This is a genomic window from Kitasatospora sp. NPDC001547 (assembly GCF_042894165.1).
Classification (GTDB): Bacteria; Actinomycetota; Actinomycetes; order Streptomycetales; family Streptomycetaceae; genus Kitasatospora.
This window is the reverse complement of the sequence record NZ_JBIAVL010000034.1, coordinates 40869-61709: the sequence shown is the minus strand read 5'-3', so window position 1 is coordinate 61709 and position 20841 is coordinate 40869. Positions and strand designations below refer to the sequence as shown.

General features: G+C 73.1%; 21 protein-coding genes. 6 read left to right on the top strand and 15 right to left on the bottom strand.

What is annotated here, in order from left to right; translation table 11 throughout:
* Nucleotides 1–8: 8 nt before the first annotated feature.
* Nucleotides 9–545 (top strand): flavin reductase family protein, encoded by a 537-nt coding sequence (locus ACFY0X_RS34745; RefSeq protein WP_387760507.1) that lies wholly within the window; start codon nt 9–11, stop codon nt 543–545.
* A gap of 231 nt (nt 546–776) precedes the next feature.
* Here ACFY0X_RS34745 and arfB read toward each other — a convergent pair whose 3' ends face one another.
* Entirely contained in the window at nt 777–1211 is a 435-nt protein-coding gene (gene arfB / locus ACFY0X_RS34740) for an alternative ribosome rescue aminoacyl-tRNA hydrolase ArfB (protein ID WP_387760506.1), read from the bottom strand.
* A gap of 101 nt (nt 1212–1312) precedes the next feature.
* Between arfB and ACFY0X_RS34735 the strand changes: the two genes are divergently transcribed.
* Both ACFY0X_RS34735 and ACFY0X_RS34730 read left to right on the top strand, forming a co-directional pair.
* Nucleotides 1313–1810 carry a hypothetical protein gene (locus tag ACFY0X_RS34735; RefSeq protein WP_387760505.1) on the top strand — a complete coding sequence of 166 codons (498 nt, stop codon included), beginning with the start codon at nt 1313–1315 and terminating at the stop codon, nt 1808–1810.
* 135 nt (nt 1811–1945) lie between these two features.
* Complete coding sequence (locus ACFY0X_RS34730) at nt 1946–2521, top strand: TerD family protein (protein WP_387760504.1); 576 nt, start codon at nt 1946–1948, stop codon at nt 2519–2521.
* 90 nt (nt 2522–2611) lie between these two features.
* Here ACFY0X_RS34730 and ACFY0X_RS34725 read toward each other — a convergent pair whose 3' ends face one another.
* From ACFY0X_RS34725 to ACFY0X_RS34695, 7 genes are all read right to left on the bottom strand, one after another.
* Complete coding sequence (locus tag ACFY0X_RS34725) at nt 2612–3706, bottom strand: hypothetical protein (RefSeq protein ID WP_387760503.1); 1095 nt, start codon at nt 3704–3706, stop codon at nt 2612–2614.
* Between the two features lie 167 nt (nt 3707–3873).
* Nucleotides 3874–4362 (bottom strand): DUF3180 domain-containing protein, encoded by a 489-nt coding sequence (locus tag ACFY0X_RS34720; RefSeq protein WP_387760502.1) that lies wholly within the window; start codon nt 4360–4362, stop codon nt 3874–3876.
* 197 nt (nt 4363–4559) lie between these two features.
* Entirely contained in the window at nt 4560–5159 is a 600-nt protein-coding gene (folK, locus tag ACFY0X_RS34715; protein ID WP_387760501.1) for a 2-amino-4-hydroxy-6-hydroxymethyldihydropteridine diphosphokinase, read from the bottom strand.
* 46 nt (nt 5160–5205) lie between these two features.
* Entirely contained in the window at nt 5206–5565 is a 360-nt protein-coding gene (folB, locus tag ACFY0X_RS34710) for a dihydroneopterin aldolase (RefSeq protein WP_360353719.1), read from the bottom strand.
* Between the two features lie 246 nt (nt 5566–5811).
* Nucleotides 5812–6291, bottom strand: coding sequence for a nuclear transport factor 2 family protein (locus tag ACFY0X_RS34705; protein ID WP_387760500.1), 480 nt, complete (start codon nt 6289–6291; stop codon nt 5812–5814).
* Between the two features lie 28 nt (nt 6292–6319).
* Nucleotides 6320–7192: a dihydropteroate synthase gene (gene folP / locus ACFY0X_RS34700; RefSeq protein WP_387760499.1), complete on the bottom strand. Its 873-nt coding sequence runs from the start codon at nt 7190–7192 to the stop codon at nt 6320–6322.
* Nucleotides 7193–7280: 88 nt separating this feature from the next.
* Complete coding sequence (locus ACFY0X_RS34695) at nt 7281–9122, bottom strand: phosphatidylglycerol lysyltransferase domain-containing protein (RefSeq protein ID WP_387760498.1); 1842 nt, start codon at nt 9120–9122, stop codon at nt 7281–7283.
* A gap of 377 nt (nt 9123–9499) precedes the next feature.
* Here ACFY0X_RS34695 and ACFY0X_RS34690 point away from each other — a divergent pair, with 377 nt between their 5' ends.
* Both ACFY0X_RS34690 and ACFY0X_RS34685 read left to right on the top strand, forming a co-directional pair.
* Nucleotides 9500–10654 (top strand): alpha/beta hydrolase, encoded by a 1155-nt coding sequence (locus ACFY0X_RS34690; RefSeq protein WP_387760497.1) that lies wholly within the window; start codon nt 9500–9502, stop codon nt 10652–10654.
* A 112-nt stretch (nt 10655–10766) separates the two neighbouring features.
* The gene (locus ACFY0X_RS34685; RefSeq protein WP_387760496.1) at nt 10767–11555 is read left to right on the top strand and encodes a ferritin-like domain-containing protein; all 789 of its coding nucleotides are present in this window, start codon (nt 10767–10769) and stop codon (nt 11553–11555) included.
* Nucleotides 11556–11592: 37 nt separating this feature from the next.
* On the opposite strand, the gene folE is transcribed toward ACFY0X_RS34685, so the two are convergent.
* The 6 genes from folE to dacB all read right to left on the bottom strand — a co-directional run bounded on the left by folE (nt 11593) and on the right by dacB (nt 19638).
* Entirely contained in the window at nt 11593–12198 is a 606-nt protein-coding gene (gene folE / locus ACFY0X_RS34680; RefSeq protein ID WP_387760495.1) for a GTP cyclohydrolase I FolE, read from the bottom strand.
* 108 nt (nt 12199–12306) lie between these two features.
* Nucleotides 12307–14361: an ATP-dependent zinc metalloprotease FtsH gene (gene ftsH / locus ACFY0X_RS34675; protein WP_387760494.1), complete on the bottom strand. Its 2055-nt coding sequence runs from the start codon at nt 14359–14361 to the stop codon at nt 12307–12309.
* A 226-nt stretch (nt 14362–14587) separates the two neighbouring features.
* Nucleotides 14588–15142 (bottom strand): hypoxanthine phosphoribosyltransferase, encoded by a 555-nt coding sequence (gene hpt / locus ACFY0X_RS34670; protein ID WP_030059589.1) that lies wholly within the window; start codon nt 15140–15142, stop codon nt 14588–14590.
* Nucleotides 15143–15214: 72 nt separating this feature from the next.
* On the bottom strand, nt 15215–16342 hold the full coding sequence (tilS, locus tag ACFY0X_RS34665) for a tRNA lysidine(34) synthetase TilS (RefSeq protein ID WP_387760493.1): 1128 nt from the start codon (nt 16340–16342) through the stop codon (nt 15215–15217).
* A 284-nt stretch (nt 16343–16626) separates the two neighbouring features.
* Nucleotides 16627–17799 carry a zinc-dependent metalloprotease gene (locus ACFY0X_RS34660; RefSeq protein WP_387760492.1) on the bottom strand — a complete coding sequence of 391 codons (1173 nt, stop codon included), beginning with the start codon at nt 17797–17799 and terminating at the stop codon, nt 16627–16629.
* Between the two features lie 180 nt (nt 17800–17979).
* On the bottom strand, nt 17980–19638 hold the full coding sequence (dacB, locus tag ACFY0X_RS34655) for a D-alanyl-D-alanine carboxypeptidase/D-alanyl-D-alanine-endopeptidase (protein ID WP_387760491.1): 1659 nt from the start codon (nt 19636–19638) through the stop codon (nt 17980–17982).
* 76 nt (nt 19639–19714) lie between these two features.
* On the opposite strand from dacB, the gene ACFY0X_RS34650 reads away from it, so the two are divergent.
* Nucleotides 19715–20206, top strand: a complete 492-nt coding sequence (locus tag ACFY0X_RS34650) for an inorganic diphosphatase (RefSeq protein WP_030059594.1) — start codon at nt 19715–19717, stop codon at nt 20204–20206.
* A gap of 305 nt (nt 20207–20511) precedes the next feature.
* On the opposite strand, the gene ACFY0X_RS34645 is transcribed toward ACFY0X_RS34650, so the two are convergent.
* The gene (locus ACFY0X_RS34645) at nt 20512–20721 is read right to left on the bottom strand and encodes a dodecin (RefSeq protein WP_224285507.1); all 210 of its coding nucleotides are present in this window, start codon (nt 20719–20721) and stop codon (nt 20512–20514) included.
* Between the last annotated feature and the right edge of the window lie 120 nt (nt 20722–20841).

Sequence of the window (20841 nt, the reverse complement as noted above, 5' to 3'; positions counted from 1 at the left end):
CGACTACCGTGCGGTACGTGTACCCGTCGCCGCAGCCCGAAGCTGCCTCCCACGCCACGCCCGACGAGTTCCGGGCTGCCCTCTCCCAGCTCGCCGCCGGCGTGAGCCTGGTGACCGTCCACGACCCGGAGGACGGCGAGGACGTCGGCATGACGGCCACGTCCTTCCTCTCGGTGTCGCTGGAGCCGCCGCTGGTGCTCATCTCGGTCCGCGAGGACTCCCGGATGGAGGAGGTCCTCTCCCGGGTGGACACCTGGGCGGTCTCGGTGCTGGCCGAGGGGCAGAAGACGCTCGGCTCCCGGTTCGCCATGAAGGGCCGGCTCAGCGACCGGCTGCTGTTCGCGGACACCCCGCACCACCGCGGCCCGCGCACCGACGCCCCGCTGATCGACGGCGCGCTGGCCACCGTCGAGTGCCGCACCGAGCAGCGGATACCCGCCGGCGACCACACCCTGCTGCTCGGCCGCGTCCTGGAGGCCGTGGTGCCCGACCCCGGCGGCCGCCCGCTGCTCTACTTCCGCGGCGGCTACCGCACCCTCGGCTAGTAGGGCGTGTCTGACAATTCCCGCCGGGTACGCGACGCTCCCCCAGCCTTCGGCCGAGAGGTACCCCCAGGGCACAAGCGCACCTCGCCGCGTTGTCGTCGGTCGCCAATGGCCCCCAGCCTTCGGCCGGGAGGTGCCCCCACCGCAGTGGCTCCCTCCTCCGCCTTGCGATGCACGCACCCCAACGCCGCGCCCTGATCCGACGCGAATTGTCAGACACGCCCTGGGCGACTACTCGCCGCCGCGCGGCGAGCGGCGGCCCTGCTTCAGCTCGGAGCGGTGCCGCTTGTTGTACAGCCGCCGCTCGACCATCCCCCGGCTCGGCCTGGTCGCCCGACGGGACTTCGGCGGCGGTGCGCACGCCTCGGTCAGGATCGCCGACAGCCGGGCCGCGGCCGCCTCCCGGTTGCGCCACTGCGAGCGGAACTCCGAGGCCTGGACCACCAGCACCCGGCCGTCCACCAGCCGGCCGGCCAGCCGCTCCAGCGCGCGCTCGCGCCACACCTCGGGCAGCGCCCTGGTCGAGGCCAGGTCGAAGCGCAGCTCGGCCTTGGAGTCGGAGGTGTTGACGTGCTGGCCGCCGGGGCCGGAGGAACGCGAGAAGCGCCAGACGAGCTCGGCGTCGGGGACGACCACCGACCCCCGTACGCGGATGGGCTCGGACATGCGTCCATCATCCCGTGCCCGGCCCGCCCGGTCACGGGATTAATCGCCCGCTCCCGGCGTCGTCCCCTTCGGTTACCCCTCACGCGCCCCGAGCCCCGACAATGGCGTACGTGATCGAGCTCGGCTACTCCCTCTCCAACCGCTTCCCCGACCCCCCGCAGACGGACTACCGCACCGCGTCCGTGCACGCCCTGCGGTACGACCTGTTCTGCGGCGACGTCTACCTGGACGGCGAGGGCGCGGAGCTGTCCACCGCCTGGGGCTGGGTGCCGGTGCTCGACTTCGCCTGGGCGCTGTGCGACATCGCCGAGCTCCTGGACCGCGACCCGGACGGCGGCCGGGCCGCCCGGGTGCAGACCGCCGACCTCGACTTCACCCAGAACACCGAGCTGCTGCGCTTCGCCCGCCGCTTCAACTGGGTCGAGGTCACCGCGACCTGGCTGCCGGACGAGCCTCCGGTGGTGGTCCGGCACGGCGAACTGCGGCGCGAGGCCCGGGACTTCCTCCAGGACACGCTGGCCGACCTCTTCGACATGCACCCCGCCCTGGCCGACAATCCGAACATCTGGACGCTGCAGGGCCGGTTCCGACGGATCTGACACCTGCTTTGCCCGGGCTTTGCCCTCCGATCGGCACCCACGAAGAAATTCACGGCCTCTGCGGAACCAAGCCGCCGGAGTATCGCGTTGTCCCGGGAAAAAGCGCATGAAACGAACGAAGGGACTGCAAACGTCATGCCAGTGAGCCTCTCCAAGGGTGGCAACGTCTCGCTGACCAAGGAGGCCCCCGGCCTGTCCGCGGTCACCGTCGGCCTGGGTTGGGACGTCCGCACCACGACCGGCGCCGAGTTCGACCTCGACGCCAGCGCGATCGTCCTGAACGCGGACGGCAAGGTGCTGTCCAACGCCCACTTCGTCTTCTTCAACAACACCAGCACGCCCGACAGCACCGTCGTGCACACCGGTGACAACCGCACCGGCGAGGGCGCCGGCGACGACGAGGCGATCAACGTCAACCTGGCCGGACTGCCGGCCGAGGCCGTCAAGATCACCTTCCCGGTCACCATCTACGACGGCGTCGCCCGCGGCCAGAACTTCGGCCAGGTCCGCAACGCCTACATCCGCGTGGTGAACGCGGCCGGCGGCACCGAGATCGCCCGCTACGACCTCTCCGAGGACGCCGCCACCGAGACCGCGATGATCTTCGGCGAGCTCTACCGCAACGGCGCGGAGTGGAAGTTCCGCGCCGTCGGCCAGGGCTACGCCTCCGGCCTGGCCGGCATCGCCCAGGACTTCGGCGTCCAGATCTGACGCACCCGCGGAGAACACCGCGGCGCGGGAAGTCGGTCCGTCCGACTTCCCGCGCCGCGGTTCCTTCGTTTCCGGGCCCGTTTCCGGGGCTCAGCGCGAGGCGCGCAGCTCCGGCAGCTCGATCAGCTCGGTCTCGTCCTCCGGCGTCAGGTCCACCACGGTCGGCACGCCCTGCTCCGCCCGCTCGGCCGGCTCCGCCGTCCGGGCCTCGGCCTCGGCCTTCGCGGCCACCGCCTCGTCGCCCACCACGTCCGCCAGGTCGGCGCGCTCCCCCAGTTCGGCGACGCTGCCCACCGCCGGCGCCGGGGCCGCCGGGCGCACCGCGGCACCCGAGCCGCGGCCGAAGAAGCTGAAGCCCTGCCCGCGCGCCTGCCCGGACTGCGCCGGACGCGGCCGCTGCCGCTCCCCCGACGCGGGCGCCGCGGCGGGCGCCGCCGGCGTCCCGCCGAGCTGACCGACCGTCGCGGTCAGCGCCGGACGCACCGGCGCGGGCCGCACCGGCGACTGGGCCTCCGGAGCCCGCCCGGGGGTGGGCACCGAGGGCGCCACCGGGGCCGGCACGGCCACCGGCGCCGGAGCGGCCACCGGCGCGGTGCGCGCCCGCAGGGCGACCTCCGCGCCCGCCGTACGCGCCCGCTGCTCCTCCTGCTCCGCCGCGCGGCGCTCCAGCTGCCGCAGCACGGCCGCCGCCCGCACGTACGCGGCCGGGCTGGCCGGGTGCTTCGGACGGCTCGCGGCGAGCGCCCGCTGGGCCGCCTCGGCCTCCTTGAGCGCCTGCTCGGCCACCGTCACGGCCCGCTCGCGCAGCAGCCGGGCGATCTCCGTCTCGGCCTTCGCCAGCCGCGACTTCTCCGCCGTCAGCCGCCGCCCGAAGCGGGTGGCCCGCTCCTCGGCGACCTCCGCCGCGTACTCGGCCTCGGCCAGCTGCTCCTCGAACCGCTCCTCGGCGCGCAGCCGCTGCGCCGCGGACGTCTCGGCGGCCGCCCGGGCCGCCTTGTCCCGCTGGCGCAGCAGCAGCGCGAAGCCGAGCGTCGCGATCACCGCCGCGGCACCCACCGAGCGCACCAGGACGGTGTCCTGACTGAAGAGCAGCGCGGCCAGTGCGGCGACCAGCAGTACGCCGGCGGCGGTGGGGGGGAAGACCCGGCCGAGGACGGAGGAATGACGGTGGCGTCCGCGAGACATGTCCAAGAAACTAGCGTGCGAATTGGGGCCGTGTCAGCCCAGGGTCCCCTTCAGCCCTTGACAGGGTGCGGTTTCCACCGCACGTGCCCGGGCCCTCACGCAAGATCACGAAGGCGCCCCCGCCCAGCGACGGCTCAGCGGCGGCTCACCGGCGCCGCAGCGGCGCCTCAGCGGTGCGAGGCCGCCTGACCGCCCGGGTCGTCGTGGTTCTCCGGCAGCTTGCACACGTGCTGGATCCAGAGCGCCGCCGCGATCACCGCGGCCCCCGCCAGCACCGCGAGGCCGGCCGTCACGGCCTGGTCCTTGCGGGCCGACACGTCCAGCTCGCCCAGCAGGTGGATCCCGGCCCCCGCGTAGACGCCGGTGACCACCGACGAGACCAGCGCGCTGGCCTGTCCCAGCACCACGGCCCGGGCCGCCAGCAGCGGATCGACGCCCTTCGCCCCGGGCTGCCGCTCGCGCACCGCCTTCAGCCGGGCCCGCAGCGACAGCGCGGTCGCCAGCAGGATCACCGCCACCGCCGCCAGCACCACCGGCGCCGCGGCCGGAACGGCCGGCAGCGTGTCCACGGAGGCCCACAGCTTGGAGCCGGCCCAGGACAGCGCCGTCGTGGCGGCGGTGATGCCGATCAACAGACGGAGGCGAAGCAGCTTCACTCGGAGGAGGTCCTTCCCGGGGTTCCAGAACCGGCCGGCCGCCCGGCGGCCCGGCGCGGCGACGCCAGGCCACCGTACCGGGCCCGGCCGGGCGGACACCCGCGCGAACGGCGGACACCTACTCGTACGGGCGGGCCCCCGGCCGAGTTCCCCGGGCGACGGCCCCGGTCACCGGCCCCCGGGGCCCGCCCCGGGGCCTACTCGGGCAGCGTCAGCCGGATGTCCTCGCGGCGCTTCACGCCCTGCGCGTCCGGGCCGCCCAGCGCGGACAGCAGCGCGTCCACCCGCCCGTGGCCGGGCAGCTCGGCCTCCGGCTCGGCGTCCAGCCAGGGGGCGAGCACGAAGGCCCGCTCGTGCGAGCGCGGGTGCGGGAGCAGCAGCTGCGGGTCGTCGCTCAGCACGCCCTCGTAGGCCAGGATGTCGACGTCCAGGGTGCGCGGGCCCCAGTGGACCGTCCGCACCCGCCCGAAGGCGTCCTCGATGGCGTTGCCGCGCTCCAGCAGGTCCCGCGGGGGCAGCGAGGTGCGCAGCAGCACGACCGCGTTGTAGTAGTTCGGCTGCTCCTCGGGCCCGCCGACGGCCTCGGTCTCGTACACCGCGGAGACGGCCTTGATCCGCAGCCCCGGGGTGTCGGCGAGCGCGTCGACGGCGCCCTGGAGGGTCTCCAGCCGGTTGCCCAGGTTGCTGCCGAGCGCGATCACCGCACAGCGCTGGCTGTGCAGTGTGGTGTCGGCCGAGTCCACCCGGCTCTCCAGGTCGAACGCGTTCGGCGTGGCCGTCGGGTCGCTGGTGATCATCGAATAACGTCCTCTGCATCGGATACCGAGCGGCGCGCGGTGGGGGTCATGCGCGGCCCCGGTGGATGGTCACGGTCACGTCGTCGAACGGCACGGTGATCGGGGCGTCCGGCTTGTGCACGGTGACCTCGACCTCCTCGACCGCTTCGTGCTTGAGGCACTGGTCGGCGATGCGCTGGGCCAGCGTCTCGATCAGGTCGACCGGCTCGCCGGCGATGATCGCGGTGACCTCCTCCGCCACCAGGCCGTAGTGCGCGGTGCGGGTGAGGTCGTCTCCGGCCGCGGCGGGGCGGGTGTCCAGGTACAGCACGAGGTCGACCACGAAGGTCTGCCCCTCGGCGCGCTCGCGCTCGAAGACGCCGTGGTGGCCCCGGGCTCGCAGCCCCCGCAGGGTGACGCGGTCCAGCAAACGAATCACTGCTCCCAGTCGGACGGGCCCCACCCGGGGAAAGGCATGGACGGGCAGGGCGAAGGCGGGCAGCACGCCCGCCACTCCGTTTCGAATCTACCCGCGAGCACGGACAACGCCTGACCGTCCTACCCGGCACGAACCGACGCCACGCGCACCAGTACGGCGATTGACGTGAACGTTCGGTGACCACTCGGAATTCCGAACGACGTCTCCGCCGCGGTATTTCCGCGATCGCCGGAATCAGCTCTCCTCGTCGTCGTCCCCGCTGGTCAGAACGGGTGAACCGTGATGCGACCAGAGTTTCCACCCGGCCGGGGTACGACGGAACAGATTCGTCGAGACGACCTTTCCGCCGACCAGTGGTCCGAGCTCCCCCTCCTCCTCCGACTCACCGCCGGAGAGGATGTTCTCGGTGCACGTGACAAGGGCCACATCGCCGTGCACCTCGGCCTCGACATCGGTCAGGAAGAACTGGATGTACTCCGTGTTCATCATGATCAGCATGTACGAGCGGGTCACCTGCGCCCGGCCGCGGAGCACCGGCCAGCCCGGGTGCACGCACACCACGCCGCCCTTGTCGTCGGCGTCCGCGGCGCCCAGCCAGGCGTCCTCGACCGCTTCCAGGTCTCCCCGTTCCAGCGCCTCGTAGAACCCCCGGTTCGCCGCGAGCACGGCCTCCACGTCCGCCTCGCGGGCCCGCCCGGCGGTACCGCCGCTCAACCTGCCGTCACCTGTCACAGACCCTCCCTCACCCCAACCGCTCCGCGTGCTGCCAGGCCGCGACCACCCGGACGGCGTCCGCCGTGCCGGCCACGTCGTGCACCCGTACCGCCCAGGCTCCGGCCCGGGCCGACAGCACCGACACCGCGGCCGTCGCGTCGTCGCGCTCCCGGGCCGGGCGCAGTTCCCCGGTTGCCGGGTCGGCGAGCAGCGTACCCAGGAACCGCTTGCGCGAAGCCGCCACGAGCACGGGACGGCCGAGCGCTGTGAGCGCGTCCAGCCGGCCGAGCAGCGCCCAGTTGTGCTCGGCGGTCTTGGCGAAGCCGAGCCCCGGATCGAGGATCAGCTGGTCCTCCTTGACCCCTGCGGCCAGCAGCGCGTCCACCCGTTCGCCCAGCTCGGCGACCACGTCCCGCACCACGTCGTCGTAGACGGCCAGCCGGTCCATGTCGGCGGACTGCCCGCGCCAGTGCATCACCACGAAGGGCGCGCCGGTCTCGGCGACCACCCGGGCCATCGCCGGGTCGGCGAGCCCGCCGGAGACGTCGTTGACGATCGCGGCGCCGGCCTCGACGGCCCGCTCGGCGACCGAGGCGCGCATGGTGTCCACGGAGACCGTCACCCCGGCGTCGGCCAGCTCGCGCACCACCGGGATCACCCGGCGCAGCTCCTCCGCCTCGGGCACCCGCCGGGAGCCCGGCCGGGTGGACTCGCCGCCGACGTCCACCAGGTCCGCGCCGCGGGCCCGCAGCGCGAGGCCGTGCGCGATCGCCTTCGCGGGGTCGTGCCACATCCCGCCGTCCGAGAAGGAGTCGGGCGTGACGTTGACCACGCCCATCACGGCGCAACGCTCCAGCCGCGGCAGGCCGGGCGGCAGGGAGAAGGACGGCGAATCGTTCATGCTTCCCATTATCGAACGGGGCCCCCGCCGAGGATTCTCGGCGGGGGCCCCGTTCCGTACCGGCGCGCTCCGGAGGGCGCCGACGGGCTCAGGCGGCCTCGGTGACCTCGCGGGTCGACGGGACCGGCATCAGCCCCTCGCGCTGGCGCCGGCGGCCGAAGCGGGGCATGCCGAGCGTGATGAAGGCCTCCGCCTGCATCGCGGCGAAGCCGATCCGCGGCAGGTCCCGGGTGCTCGGGAAGACCAGGAAGCGCGGCTCCCACTCGGGCTGGAACTTGGCGTTGAACTTGTACAGCGACTCGATCTGGAACCAGCGCGACAGGAACACCAGCAGTCCGCGCCAGGCGCGCAGCACCGGGCCGGCGCCGATCCGCTCGCCGCGGGCCAGCGCCGAGCGGAACATCGCGAAGTTGAGCGACACCCGGCGCACGCCCATCGCGGGCACCGCCTGGAGCGCGGCGACGATCAACAGCTCGTTCAGGCCCGGGTCGGCGGCGCGGTCGCGGCGCATCAGCTCCAGCGAGATGCCGTCCGGCCCCCAGGGCACGAAGTGCAGCACGGCCTTCAGGTCGTCGCCCTCCTCGCCCTCCTCCGGGGCCTTGTGGGCGGTGACCACCACGCAGTCGTCGTCCAGCGGGTCGCCGAAGCGGCCGAGGGCCATCGAGAAGCCGCGCTCGGTGTCCGTGCCCCGCCAGCGGGCGGCGGCGTCGGCGATCCGGTGCTTCTCCTCCGCGGTGAGCTCGGCGACCCGGCGCACCTGGCAGGAGTAGCCGTTGCGCTCGATCCGCTTGACCATCTGGCGCACGTTGCGCATGGCCCGCCCGGAGAGCGAGAAGGAGGCGGTGTCGACGATCGCCTCGTCGCCCAGCTCCAGCGCGTCCAGGCCCGCCTCGCGGGTCCAGACCTCGCCGCCGACCTCGCTGCAGCCCATCACGGCCGGCACCCAGGCGTGCTCGCGGGCCTCGGCCATGAACACCTTGATCGCGCCCGGCCAGGCCTCGACGTCGCCGACCGGGTCGCCGGAGGCCAGCATCACGCCGGAGACGACCCGGTAGGAGATCGCGGCCTTGCCGGTGGGCGAGAACAGCACGCTCTTGTCGCGGCGCAGCGCGAAGTAGCCGAGCGAGTCGCGCTCGCCGTGCCGCCTGAGCAGCTCGCGGACCTTCTCCTCGTCCTCCGCCGTCAGCTCGGGCTTCGGCTTGCCCGGCCGCAGCGCCAGGTACGCGGTGGTGAAGGCGGTCAGCAGGCCGAGCCCGCCGAGCAGGTAGGCGACCAGGTCGGACATCCGGACGTTGTTGTACCGGACCGGGCCCTCGAAGCCGAACAGTCCGTACCCGACGTGCTGCAGGCGCGAGGCCAGGCCCGGGTGGCCGATCTCGTACTTGGTCCGGGTGCTCACGATCAGCAGGCCGAGCAGCACGCTGAGGACGCCCATGACGACCAGGTTGACGACCGCCCGCCAGCGGGTGCGCGGGTCGGCCTTGGCGTAGAACTCGCGCTGGTGGACCAGCATCACGGCGAGGAGCACCAGCGAGACGACGGCCGGGCCGATCTGGTGCCAGCGCACGATGTGCAGTCCGGCGCTGACCGGCAGCAGCACGCAGACCGCCCGCCAGGCCCGCCGCTTGCGCCGGCGCAGCGCGTGCGCCAGCGGCACCAGCAGGATGCCGACCATCAGCGCGCCGACCGCCGCCAGGCTGGTGGTGCCGCCCGGCAGCTGCCCCGCGAAGGTGTGCACCTTGGTGTGCCGGAGCTTGGGGAACACCGCGCTGGCGATGTCCACGAGCCCGATCAGCAGACAGGCGTAGCCGACCGCTCCGGGGAGCCAGGCCCTCGGGACGGCGGACGCCTGGGTGCGCAGCGTCTGCAGGCCGCGGCGACGGCGCGACGGCTGCTCGGGGCTCGGCTCAACGGACACGGGACTGCTCATGGGTGCTCAGCGTAGAGGCTGCGGGGCGGTGTCCGGTCACTCCGGGGGAGGACGCGTGATGGACCTTCATGCCTATTCCTTCATCAGGCAATGCGCATACCAAGGACCCGGAAACGGCAGGTAAACCGGGGCCGTGGTCGCGCTGCGGGTTGAGCCGGCGGTGGGAGCCGGGGGCCTGCCGCCGCGTGGCGCGGCAGGACCCTCCGGGACGCGTTACGTACGGTGGACGCCGCATTCTAGGGCGCCGGTTGCCTGCGGCTCTCCCCGCCCTTCCAGCCCGCCCGGGCGTCCGGACAGCCTAGCCGCGGTGGCCCGGCCTGACGGACCGCCAGACGATGAAGCCTGCACCGACAGTGTCCCACCGGAAGGCCGACGGCATGGAACTGACCAGCGACGCGCTGGTGAACTCGCTGCTCGCACTCGGCGTCGCGGCAGTCGTCACGACCCTGTGGATCTGGCCGAGGCTGGCACCGCAGCGCGCGCTGCCGGTGCTCGGCCGGATCGGACTGCTGACGGTCGTTCAACTCTCCGCCCTGGCCGTGCTCGCGCTGTCGGTGAACAACTCCTTCGGGTTCTACACCTCCTGGGACGACCTGCTCAGCCCGGGCGGCGCCAAGCTCGCGCTGACCAGCAACGAGAACCACAAGGGCGGCACCCCGGTCTCCGACGCGCTGGTCCAGCCCACCACCGAGGGCGGCCTGGAGACCATCACCAACCTGCCGAAGGGCCCGCCCGAGGAGGTCGGCAGGGTCGAGTCGGTCCGGGTCAGCGGCAAGGAGACGGGCTTCTCCGACCAGATGTTCGTCTACCTGCCCGCCGCGTACTTCGACCCGAAGCTCGCCCTGGTCCGCTTCCCCGTCCTGCTGGCCATCGCCGGCTACCCGGGGACCACGCTGAACCTGCTGCACGAGATCCCCCTCGCCCAGACCGCGATCGAGCTGCAGCGCTCCGGCAAGATGCCGCCGACCGTCCTGGTGATGGCCCGCCCGGCGGTCGACCCGTCCCGGGACACCGAGTGCGTCGACGTCCCCGGCGGGCCGCGCACCGAGACCTGGTTCGTCAAGGACGTCCCCGAGGCCATCCGCAGCAGCTACCGGGTCGGCCGCACGGCCGGCTCCTGGGGCACCCTCGGCTACTCCACCGGCGGCAGCTGCGCGCTGCGCCTGGCGATGCGCTTCCCGAACGTCTACGGCAACGCGGCGAGCCTGCACGGCGACTTCACCGTGCGCCAGGACAACTACACCGGCGGCGACCTCTTCAACGGCGACAAGGCGCTGGCCCAGCAGCACGACCTCGGCTGGCGGCTGCAGAACCTGCCGGTCCCGGAGCTCAACCTGCTGGCGGTCTCCACCCGCACGGAGGGGGACTACCCGCAGACCGTCCAGTTCGTCGACCAGGCCACCCGGGCCGCGGCGGCCAACCCCCGGTTCACGGTCGACTCGCTCTACCTGGACGACGGCGGGCACAACTTCGACAGCTGGACCAGGGAGATGCCGGCCACGCTCGAATGGCTGGGCGCGCACCTCGGCTAGGACAGGTGGGTGACTACCCGCCGGTCGGCCCGGCCGGCGGGCGCCCGGGGGGAACGTATCTCGACCGCCCGTCGCCCCCGGCGGGCACCGCCCCGGACCCGCAGGAGGCACCGTGCTGAGCACCCGCTCGCTCTTCGACGAGATCTACCGGAACGACCAGGCGTACCAGCTGTTCTGCAGCATCGCGGCCGGCGGCGAGGACCAGGGCGGCTGGGAGAACGAGCGGATCACCGCGCTCACCCGCGATCCGGTCCTCGCCCCGAAGATCGCCCGGCACGGTGCCGACGAACGCAAGCACGGCCGGATCTTCGCCCAGCTGCTGAACAGGCGCGGCCTGCCCAAGGTGCCCGTCCCCGACGAGGTCGACTACTGCATGCTGCTGGAGCGCCAGGGCGTCGGCCTCTCGCACGAGCGGCTGAACAGCGACGTCCCGCTGACCGACCGCGAGATCATCACCTACCTCGCGCACAGCCGGGTCACCGAGCAGCGCGCCGCCGAGCAGATGCGCCAGCTGGTCAAGGCGTACGGGGACAACCCCGCGCTCGGCCGGGCGATGCGGATGATCTCCGCCGACGAGGACAACCACCTCGCGTACTGCCACGAGGAGCTGCTGCGGCTGGTCGCCGAGGGCCACGGACCATACGTCCGGCACGCCCTGGAGGCCAGCGCCCGCGGCGAGATCCGCACCCACCGGGACGTCGGCCTCGCCGTCACCGCCCGGATGGCCCGGATCCTGCGCTGGCCGCGCTGGCAGCTCGCCCTGGTCACCTTCGGGGTGCACGCGCTCTACCTGTACGACCGCGCCTACGGCTGGCGCCGGATGGTCGCGCTGCGGATGCCCGAGCGCCGCAACGCCCTGGGCACCCCGGCTCCGCCGCACGCGGAGCGCGAGGTGCTCTGAGCGCTCCCGCGGGCCGACCGCCACCGGCGGCGGGCCCCTACCGCCCGATGATGAGGCTCATCGCCTCGGCCCGGGTGGCCGGGTCGCGCAGCTGGCCGCGCACGCAGGAGGTGATCGTCTTGGCGCCGGGCTTGCGGATGCCGCGCATCGACATGCACATGTGCTCGCACTCGACCACGACGATGGCCCCGCGCGGCTCCAGGATCCGCATCAGCGCGTCGGCCACCTGGCTGGTCAGCCGCTCCTGCACCTGCGGCCGGCGGGCGTAGACGTCGACCAGCCGGGCGAGCTTGGAAAGCCCGGTGATCTTGCCGTTGGTGGACGGGATGTACCCGACGTGGGCCACGCCGCGGAACGGGACCAGGTGGTGCTCGCAGACCGAGGTCAGCTCGATGTCCTTGACCAGCACCATCTCGTCGTGGCCGAGGTCGAAGGTGGTGGTGAGGACGTCCTCGGGCTCCTGCCACAGGCCCGCGAATATCTCCTTGTAGGCGCGCGCGACCCGGGCCGGGGTCTCCAGCAGGCCCTCGCGGTCCGGGTCCTCCCCCACGGCGAGCAGCAGCTCGCGGATGGCGTTCTCGGCCCGCTTCTGGTCAAAGGTACCGACGGCGGGCGGACCGTCGAACGTCACCGGGTCGATCATGCGGGCCTCGCTTATGTATCGGAAGACTCTGGCAGGACAGCACGGATGCCGCGCCTCCAGGGTACAAACCCTGGTGACGCGGCATCCATTCCCGTCTGGAGTGCGGGGTCAGCCCTCGGTCCGCGGCTCGGCGGCCGGCATCGGCGGGAGCTTCACGACGTCCACCGCCGCGCCCTCGCCGGAGGCGGCGCCGTTGGTGAGCGCCAGCTCCTTCGGGGACTGCACCGGAGGCCGGGTGGACGGCGTGCGGCGGGCGGAGCCCGTCCAGGCCGGCCGGGCCGGGCGCTTGACGATCGGCGCGAAGACCTCGGCGATCTGCTCCTTGTTCAGGGTCTCCTTCTCCAGGAGCTCCAGGACCAGGTTGTCGAGCACGTCGCGGTTCTCGACCAGGATCTCCCAGGCCTCGTTGTGCGCGGTGTCGATGAGCTTCTTGACCTCTTCGTCGACCAGCCCGGCAACCTCTTCCGAGTAGTCGCGCTGGTGGCCCATCTCACGGCCCAGGAACGGCTCCGAGTTGTCGCTGCCGAACTTGATCGCACCGAGGCGCTCGGTCATGCCGTACTGGGTGACCATGGCCCGGGCCGTCGCGGTGGCCTTCTCGATGTCGTTCGAGGCACCGGTGGTCGGGTCGTGGAAGACCAGTTCCTCCGCCGCGCGCCCGCCCATCATGTAGGCGAGCTGGTCGAGCATCTCGTTGCGGGTGGTGGAGTACTTGTCCTCGTCCGGCAGCACCATGGTGTAGCCGAGGGCCCGGCCGCGGGACAGGATGGTGATCTTGTGCACCGGGTCGCTGTACTGGCAGGCCGCCGCGACCAGGGCGTGGCCGCCCTCGTGGTACGCGGTGATCTTCTTCTCCTTGTCGGACATGATCCGCGTGCGCTTCTGCGGACCCGCCACGACGCGGTCGATCGCCTCGTCCAGGATGCCGTTGTCGATCAGCTTCTTGTCCGAGCGGGCGGTCAGCAGCGCCGCCTCGTTGAGGACGTTCGACAGGTCGGCACCGGTGAAGCCGGGGGTGCGCTTGGCGACGGCCGACAGGTCGACGTCGGGCGCGATCGGCTTGCCCTTCTGGTGCACCTTGAGGATGTCCAGCCGGCCCTGGAGGTCGGGGCGCTCCACCGCGATCTGGCGGTCGAAGCGGCCCGGGCGCAGCAGCGCCGGGTCCAGGATGTCGGGGCGGTTGGTCGCGGCGATCAGGATCACGCCGCCCTTGACGTCGAAGCCGTCCATCTCGACCAGCAGCTGGTTGAGGGTCTGCTCGCGCTCGTCGTGGCCGCCGCCGAGGCCCGCGCCGCGGTGCCGGCCGACGGCGTCGATCTCGTCGACGAAGACGATCGCCGGGGCGTTCGCCTTGGCCTGCTCGAAGAGGTCGCGGACGCGGCTGGCGCCGACACCGACGAACATCTCGACGAAGTCCGAGCCGGAGATGGAGTAGAAGGGCACCCCGGCCTCGCCCGCGACGGCGCGCGCCAGCAGGGTCTTGCCGGTACCGGGCGGGCCGTAGAGCAGCACGCCCTTGGGGATCTTGGCACCGACGGCCTGGAACTTGGCCGGCTCCTGGAGGAACTCCTTGATCTCGTGGAGCTCCTCGACCGCCTCGTCCGCGCCGGCGACGTCGGCGAAGGTGGTCTTGGGGGTGTCCTTGGTGAGCAGCTTGGCCTTGGACTTGCCGAACTGCATGACCCGGGAGCCGCCGCCCTGCATCTGGTTCATCAGGAACAGGAAGACCAGGACGATGATCACGATGGGGAGCATCGACAGCAGCAGGCTGACGAAGGTGCTCTGCTTCTCCGGGCTGATGGTGTAGCCCTCGGCGAGCGTGCTCTGGTCCTTGTCGTTGACCTGGGCCTGGAGCTTGTCGGCGATGGCGACACCCTGGTCGCCGATGTACGAGGCCTGGAACTTGGTGCCGGACGGGGTCTTGCCCGTACCGGCGCTGGGCAGTGTGGCGCCGTCCCTCAGCTGGATCTTGATCGTGTTCGAGTCACCGGTGGTGATCTGCGCCGACTTGACGTTGTGCGCGTCGATCGCCGCGACGACCTGACCGGTGTCCACCGTCTTGTAGCCGTTCGAGTCCGAAACGACCTGCATCAGTACGATGACGGCGAGGACGGCCAGCACGATCCACATGATCGGCGCACGGAAGTATCGCTTGACGTCCATCCATGCGGGGCGTTGCCGCCCCGTCCCTCCTGCCACTCAACGGCGCCGGGAGGCTGTTGGGCCGCGGCGCATCCGATTGGTGCTCATGTGAAGAGCGGTTTATTGGACCGTACCGCAGTCGGACCCGCCCATGGCGGGAGCACGGCGAGACGGCTTTGGTTCTGTGTCTCCCGGGTGCAACGGGCGGGAACGGCCTACTGTTCCCGCCCGTAGCCCGAACGGGCCCTCAGCCGCCGTAGACGTGCGGGGCGAGGGTGCCGATGAAGGGGAGGTTGCGCAGCTTCTCCGCGTAGTCCAGGCCATAGCCGACCACGAACTCGTTGGGGATGTCGAACCCGACGTACTTCACGTCGATCTCGACCTTCGCCGCGTCCGGCTTGCGGAGCAGGGTGCAGACCTCGAGCGACGCCGGGCCGCGCGAGCCCAGGTTGCCCAGCAGCCAGGACAGCGTCAGACCGGAGTCGATGATGTCCTCGACGATCAGGACGTCACGGCCGGCGATGTCGGTGTCCAGGTCCTTCAGGATCCGCACCACGCCCGAGGACTTGGTGCCCATACCGTACGAGGAGACGGCCATCCAGTCCATGGTGACCTGCGAGTGCAGGGCCCGGGCGAGGTCGGCCATGACCATCACGGCCCCCTTGAGGACGCCGACGATCAGCAGGTCCTTGCCTGCGTAGTCCCGGTCGATGCGCTCGGCCAGCTCCAGGAGCTTGGCGTCGATCTCGTCCTTGCTGATGAGCACCTTCGCGAGGTCAGCGCCCATGTCGTTCTGGTCCACCGGGGATACGTCCTCAAACGTTCGGGGTCTGTGTGGCCGGCGGCCGGCTTCCCCCGGGGCATGCCCAGCCCGTCAGTCGCCCTGCCGCCGAAAGACCAGCGTGCCACACCTGCGGGTGGCCTCGACGCCCCCGGGTAGGTGCAGCGGACCCTGTCCGCGCCATCCGGTGACCAGCAGGTCGATCGTCTCCAGGTGCCGGGCGAACAGGTCCCCGGCCGGACAGCCCGCCCGCAGCGCGGCCCGGCGCAGCACCCGGCGGCGCACCGCGGGCGGCAGTTCGGCCAGTTTCACGGCGTCCAGGGCGCCGTCGCCCGTACGGAGGTCGCGTTCGGCCAGCGAGGCCCACTGGTCGAGGGCGTCGGCGTCGTCGCGGAACAGCCGGGCGGTGCGGGCCAGCGCTTCGACCACTCCGCCGCCCAGGTGCTTCTCCAGGACCGGCAGCACCTCGTGGCGGACCCGGGAGCGGGTGTAGGCGGGATCACAGTTGTGGGGGTCGTCCCAGACCGGGATCGACTGGGCGGCGCAGGCCTGCCGGGTGGCGGCCCGGTCCAGCTCCAGCAGCGGGCGGCGGTAGCGGCCCTTCTGGGCGGGCATCCCGGCCAGCGAGCGGGCACCGGAGCCGCGGGCCAGGCCCAGCAGCACGGTCTCGGCCTGGTCGTCCCGGGTGTGCCCGAGCAGCACCGCGATCGCGCCGTGGCGCTCGGCGGCCTCGTCCAGCGCGGCGTAGCGGGCGTCCCGGGCGGCGGCCTCCGGGCCCCCGGCGCGGCCGACCCGCACCGGGACCGCCTCGACCGGGTCGAGGCCGAGCGTGCGCAGCCGGTCGGCCACCTGGTCGGCGCGCTCGGCGGAGCCGGCCTGGAGGCCGTGGTCGACGGTGACGGCGCCGACCCGCAGGCCGATCTTGGGGGCCTCGAAGGCGGCGGCGATGGCCAGCGCCATCGAGTCCGCGCCGCCGCTGACGGCCACCAGGACCAGCGGCGAGCCGGGCGCGGCCGGGGTGCGGGGCAGTCCGGAGGGGTGGCGCGCGGCGTTGCCGATCAGGGTGGTGCCGACCGCGGCACCCACCAGCGGCGCCCCGGCCGGGCGCTCCCGGGGCTCGCGCACGGGCGCGGTGAAGGTGGAACCGGCCTCGGCGGCGAGGTCGGCGAGGGTACGGCGAACGGCCAGGCGTATCGCGGCGACGGCGGGGTGAGGGCCCACGGCGGAAGACTCCTCGACGGAGGGGGAACAGGACTCGCGGCGGACGCGGCGGGGGCCGCGCACCGGCATGAACGCCCGGTTACCGGGCGCTCACAGATGGTGGCAGATAGTGGCCACCCGCTACGCCACCCGCGCCCCCGGTACGACCACCGTCCCACGTTCGGGTGAATGAAGAAACGCTTCTTCACTCGTCGCCTGGCCGATTGGACCACTCGTACGAGCGGGATTGACCGTCGCGCGCCCCTTGCCGCCCGGCTCGCGGCGCGCCGACGTCCACTCGTCCCTCAGCGCGCCACCCGGGCCACCCAGGCGGCCGGATCGTGGATCTCGTCCTTGGTCGGCAGGGTGTTCGGGGAGGTCCACACCCGGTTGAACCCCTCCATGCCGACCTGCTCCACCACGCCGCGCACGAACACCGCGCCGTCCTGGTACTGGCGCAGCTTCGCGTCCATGCCGAGCAGCCGGCGCAGCAGCAGGTCGAGCCGGTTGGCGCCGCGGTCCCGGCGCTGCTGGAACTTCTCCCGGATCTCGGCGACGGTCGGCACCACGGCCGGCCCGACGCCGTCCATCACCACGTCCGCGTGGCCCTCCAGCAGCGACATCACGGCCGTCAGCCGGCCCAGGATCTCGCGCTGCGCGGGCGACTGGACGATCTCCAGCAGGTTCCCGGACGACGTGCCCTCCCGGTTGCCGCCGCCCGACAGGCCGCCGAGCGAACCCGCCGCGTCCCGCAGCCGCTCCAGCAGGGCGCCGGGGTCGACGTCCGTCTCGGCGAGGAAGGACTGCACCTCGGACTGGATGTGGTCGCGCAGCCACGGCACCGCGGTGAACTGCGTCCGGTGCGTCTCCTCGTGCAGGCAGACCCAGAGCCGGAAGTCGGACGGGTCGACGTCCAGCTCCCGCTCGACGTGCACGATGTTCGGCGCCACCAGCAGCAGCCGGCCCGGCCCGGGGCCGTCCGGCCCCAGCCGCGGCTTGTCGAACAGCGCGGCCGGGCTGTCCGGCGCCTCCGGCGGGGGCTCGGCCGGGGCGAAGGTCTCGTACTGGCCCAGCACCTTGGTGGCCAGGAACGCCAGCAGCGCCCCGACCTCGATCCCGGTGGCCTTCTCGCCCACCGCACCGAACATCCCGGCCGCCGCGCTGTTCGCCCGACGCGCCTGGAGCTTCTCCACCAGCGGCTGGACGACCGTGCGGAAGCCCGCCACGTTGGCCCGGACCCACCCGGGACGGTCCACCACCAGCACCGGCGTCGCCGCGGCCTGGGCCAGGCTGGACGAGCGCATGCCGGTGAACGCCCGCACGTGCTCCTCCGCCTCCAGGGCGTGTCGGCGCAACTCGGCGACCACCGCCGCCGCTTCCTCCCGGCTCACTTCCGGCCCCGGCCGCACCAACCTGGTCGCGGTTGCGACCGCGAGGTTCCAGTCGACCATGTCTGCACCGCCACTCGCGCTCGTCATGCCCTCACCGTACGTGCTCCCCACCGCCAACGGCAGCCACCCGCCGCCAACAGCCCTCCCCCGTCCGTCCGCGGCGCCCGGGCCGCCGGCGGCGGGTGACCGCCGGCGGGCGCGGCCGGCCGGGAAGCCGTGCGGCGCCCGACCGTTCGCGGGCTCCGGGGCGGACGGGGCGGGTGCGGGTCAGTGGCAGCCGCAGGTGGTGAGGCGGGCGGCGACCCGGTCCATGGCGGCGCGGGCGGTGTCGGCGGGGGCGGGGGTGCGGGTCATGACGGCGAAGGCGAGCAGCCGGCCGTCGGCGTCGACGACGGTGCCCGCAAGGGTGTTGACGCCGCTGAGGGTGCCGGTCTTGGCGCGGATCAGCCCGGCCGCGTCGGCGGCGCCGGACCCGGAGCCGTAGCGCTTGTTGAGGGTGCCGGTGAAGCCGGCGACCGGCAGGCCGGTGAGCACCGGGCGCAGGGCGGGGTGCTGCTCGGAGGCGGCCAGCACGAGGAGTCGGACCAGGACGGCGGGCGGGATCGCGTTGCCCGGGTGCAGCCCGCTGCCGTCGTTGAGGAGCACTCCGCCCATCGGCACGCCGAGCCGGGTGAGCTCCTGGGTGACGGCGGCCGCGGCGCCCTCGAAGCTCGCCGGCTGGTGGGCGGCGAGGGCGACCTGACGGGCGATCGCCTCGGCGAGCTGGTTGTCGGAGGTGGTCAGCAGCCGTTCGACCAATCGGGCGACGGTCGGCGAGAAGACGTCGCCGAGGGGGGCCTGGCCGGTGGCGGCCGGGGTGGGGGCGGGGGCGGCGGCGGGCCTGGCCTTGCCGGTCACGGTGATGCCGCGGGCCCTGAGCAGAGAGGCGAATGTCTCGGCGGCGGCGGCCGCCGGGTCGGCGACCCGTTCCGGCGCGTCCTCCCGGCTCTTCGGGTCCATCCTGCCCTCGTCCACCATCAGCGGCACCACCAGGGCGATGTTCTGCCCGTCGTGGTTCCTGTGCTGGGGGTTGCCCGCGTACAGCGACAGGTCGTAGTCCAGCTGGACCGTCGTGGCGCCGAGGCTCCCGAGGGTCTCGGCGGTCTGCTGGGCGAGGAGGTCCAGCGAGGCGGGGGCGGTGTCGGCGTCGACCGGCTGGCCGCCGATCTGCACCTGGTCGGCGGGCAGCGCGGTGAGCGTCGGGTCGCCGCCGCCGACCAGGACGATCGTGCCCGGGTCCGCGCCCCGGACCACCCGGGTGTGCAGCCGGGTGTCGCCCGGGATGAGGGACAGCGCCGCGACCGCGGTGGCCAGCTTGGTGGTGGACGCGGGGGTGGCCGCGGTGTTCTCCCCGGAGCCGTACAGGAGTCGGCCGGTGCCGGCGTCCGCGACGGCGAAGGTGACCTCGCCGAGGCTGTGGTCGGCGAGCGCGGGGGCGAGCACCTGCTGGAGGCCCTGCGCGGTGGGGACGGCGGCGCCCGCACCGCCGTCGACGGCGGCCAGGACGGCGCCCGGCGCGGGAGCCGGGCGTGCGCCGGGCGTACCACCGTCGCCGGCGGCGGGAGCGGCGGGCGTGGCGGATGCGGCGGCGGGCCCGGCGGCGGGCGGCGCGGCCGGACGGCCGGGCGGGGCGCCCGGGCTGTCGCCGTCGGCCGGCCGGGGCTTGGCGCCGCCCTTGCCGTGGTCGTCCTTCCGCCCGTCGTGGCCGCCCTGCCCGTCGCGGTCCTCGTCCTCGCCCGGCGCGGCGCTGTGTCCGCCCGGCGGGGGGAAGGGCTGCGCATACGCACCGCCCGAGGTCAGGACCGTTCCGACGACCAGCAGCGCCGCTCCGAACAGCCCCGCGGCCGTCCCCCCGCGGCGGCGAGCCGCCCCTCCCCCTGCTCCCACCGACCGGCCCCTTTCCCGAGCACTCACTCCCGTAGGAGACACTTGGATTCTGTCAGTCCCTACCTTGGAGGAACCGTTGGAGTTCGACGTCCTTATCGAAATCCCGAAGGGCTCTCGTAACAAGTACGAGGTCGACCACGAGACCGGCCGTCTGCGGCTCGACCGGATGCTCTTCACCTCGACCCGCTACCCGGCCGACTACGGCTACGTCGAGGGCACGCTCGGCGAGGACGGCGACCCGCTGGACGCCCTGGTCATCCTGGACGAGCCGACCTTCCCGGGCTGCCTGATCAAGTGCCGCGCCATCGGCATGTTCCACATGACCGACGAGGCCGGCGGCGACGACAAGCTGCTCTGCGTCCCGGCGACCGACCCGCGCTGGGAGCACCTGCGCGACATCCACCACGTGTCGGAGTTCGACCGCCTGGAGATCCAGCACTTCTTCGAGGTCTACAAGGACCTGGAGCCCGGCAAGTCCGTCGAGGGCGCCAACTGGGTCGGCCGCGCCGAGGCCGAGGCCGAGGTCACCGCTTCGATCAAGCGTCTGGCGGAGCAGGGCGGTCACTGAGCCGTCGTTCCGATCTCGTTCGATCGAGGGCGTTCGAGGTAGGTCGGGACAGCCCGGGGCCGGGGTTCGCGGATTCGTCCGCGGGCCCCGGCCTCCGTCGTGTCCGGGGGCGGAACACGCCCTGGGCGGCCGGCCGCCGAACGGCTGCGGCGCCACCGAGGACGCGCCGGAGGTGGCCGCGGCGACGGCGGCCACCGGGTCCACCGCCCTCGCCGGGCGCCCGTTCACCGTCCCGCGCCGGCGGGCGCCGGGGCCGCGGTGCCCCGGGCCGGTCCGCGCCCCGGGCCGGTCAGTCCTCCAGCCGGTCAGTCCTCCAGCCGGAAGCCGACCTTCATGCACACCTGGTAGTGCTTGATCCGGCCGTCCTCCAGGTGGCCCCGGACCTGCGAGACCTCGAACCAGTCGAGGTTGCGCAGGGTCCGGGAGGCCCGCTCCACCCCGTTGCGGATCGCGGCGTCGACGCTCTCGGTCGAGGACCCGACGATCTCGGTCACCCGGTACACATGGTCGGTCATGGCGGACTCCTCAGCTGTGCGACGGCCCCCGGTCCACCGTGCACCGGCCCGGGTCCGCCCGCACCCCGACGGTCGTCCGCCGGCCCGCGTACCGCGCTCCACGGCGGGCCGACAGGCCCC

Coding starts and splice junctions, on each gene's coding strand:
- folK (WP_387760501.1), bottom strand. CDS start 5,159: ATGATCACCAGCGACCCGACGGCCACGCCGAACGCGTTCGACCTGGAG.
- ACFY0X_RS34690 (WP_387760497.1), top strand. CDS start 9,500: ATGGAACTGACCAGCGACGCGCTGGTGAACTCGCTGCTCGCACTCGGC.
- ACFY0X_RS34725 (WP_387760503.1), bottom strand. CDS start 3,706: ATGTCTCGCGGACGCCACCGTCATTCCTCCGTCCTCGGCCGGGTCTTC.
- arfB (WP_387760506.1), bottom strand. CDS start 1,211: ATGTCCGAGCCCATCCGCGTACGGGGGTCGGTGGTCGTCCCCGACGCC.
- ACFY0X_RS34730 (WP_387760504.1), top strand. CDS start 1,946: ATGCCAGTGAGCCTCTCCAAGGGTGGCAACGTCTCGCTGACCAAGGAG.
- ACFY0X_RS34660 (WP_387760492.1), bottom strand. CDS start 17,799: ATGACGAGCGCGAGTGGCGGTGCAGACATGGTCGACTGGAACCTCGCG.
- ACFY0X_RS34695 (WP_387760498.1), bottom strand. CDS start 9,122: ATGAGCAGTCCCGTGTCCGTTGAGCCGAGCCCCGAGCAGCCGTCGCGC.
- folP (WP_387760499.1), bottom strand. CDS start 7,192: ATGAACGATTCGCCGTCCTTCTCCCTGCCGCCCGGCCTGCCGCGGCTG.
- ftsH (WP_387760494.1), bottom strand. CDS start 14,361: ATGGACGTCAAGCGATACTTCCGTGCGCCGATCATGTGGATCGTGCTG.
- ACFY0X_RS34645 (WP_224285507.1), bottom strand. CDS start 20,721: ATGACCGACCATGTGTACCGGGTGACCGAGATCGTCGGGTCCTCGACC.
- ACFY0X_RS34735 (WP_387760505.1), top strand. CDS start 1,313: ATGGCGTACGTGATCGAGCTCGGCTACTCCCTCTCCAACCGCTTCCCC.
- folE (WP_387760495.1), bottom strand. CDS start 12,198: ATGATCGACCCGGTGACGTTCGACGGTCCGCCCGCCGTCGGTACCTTT.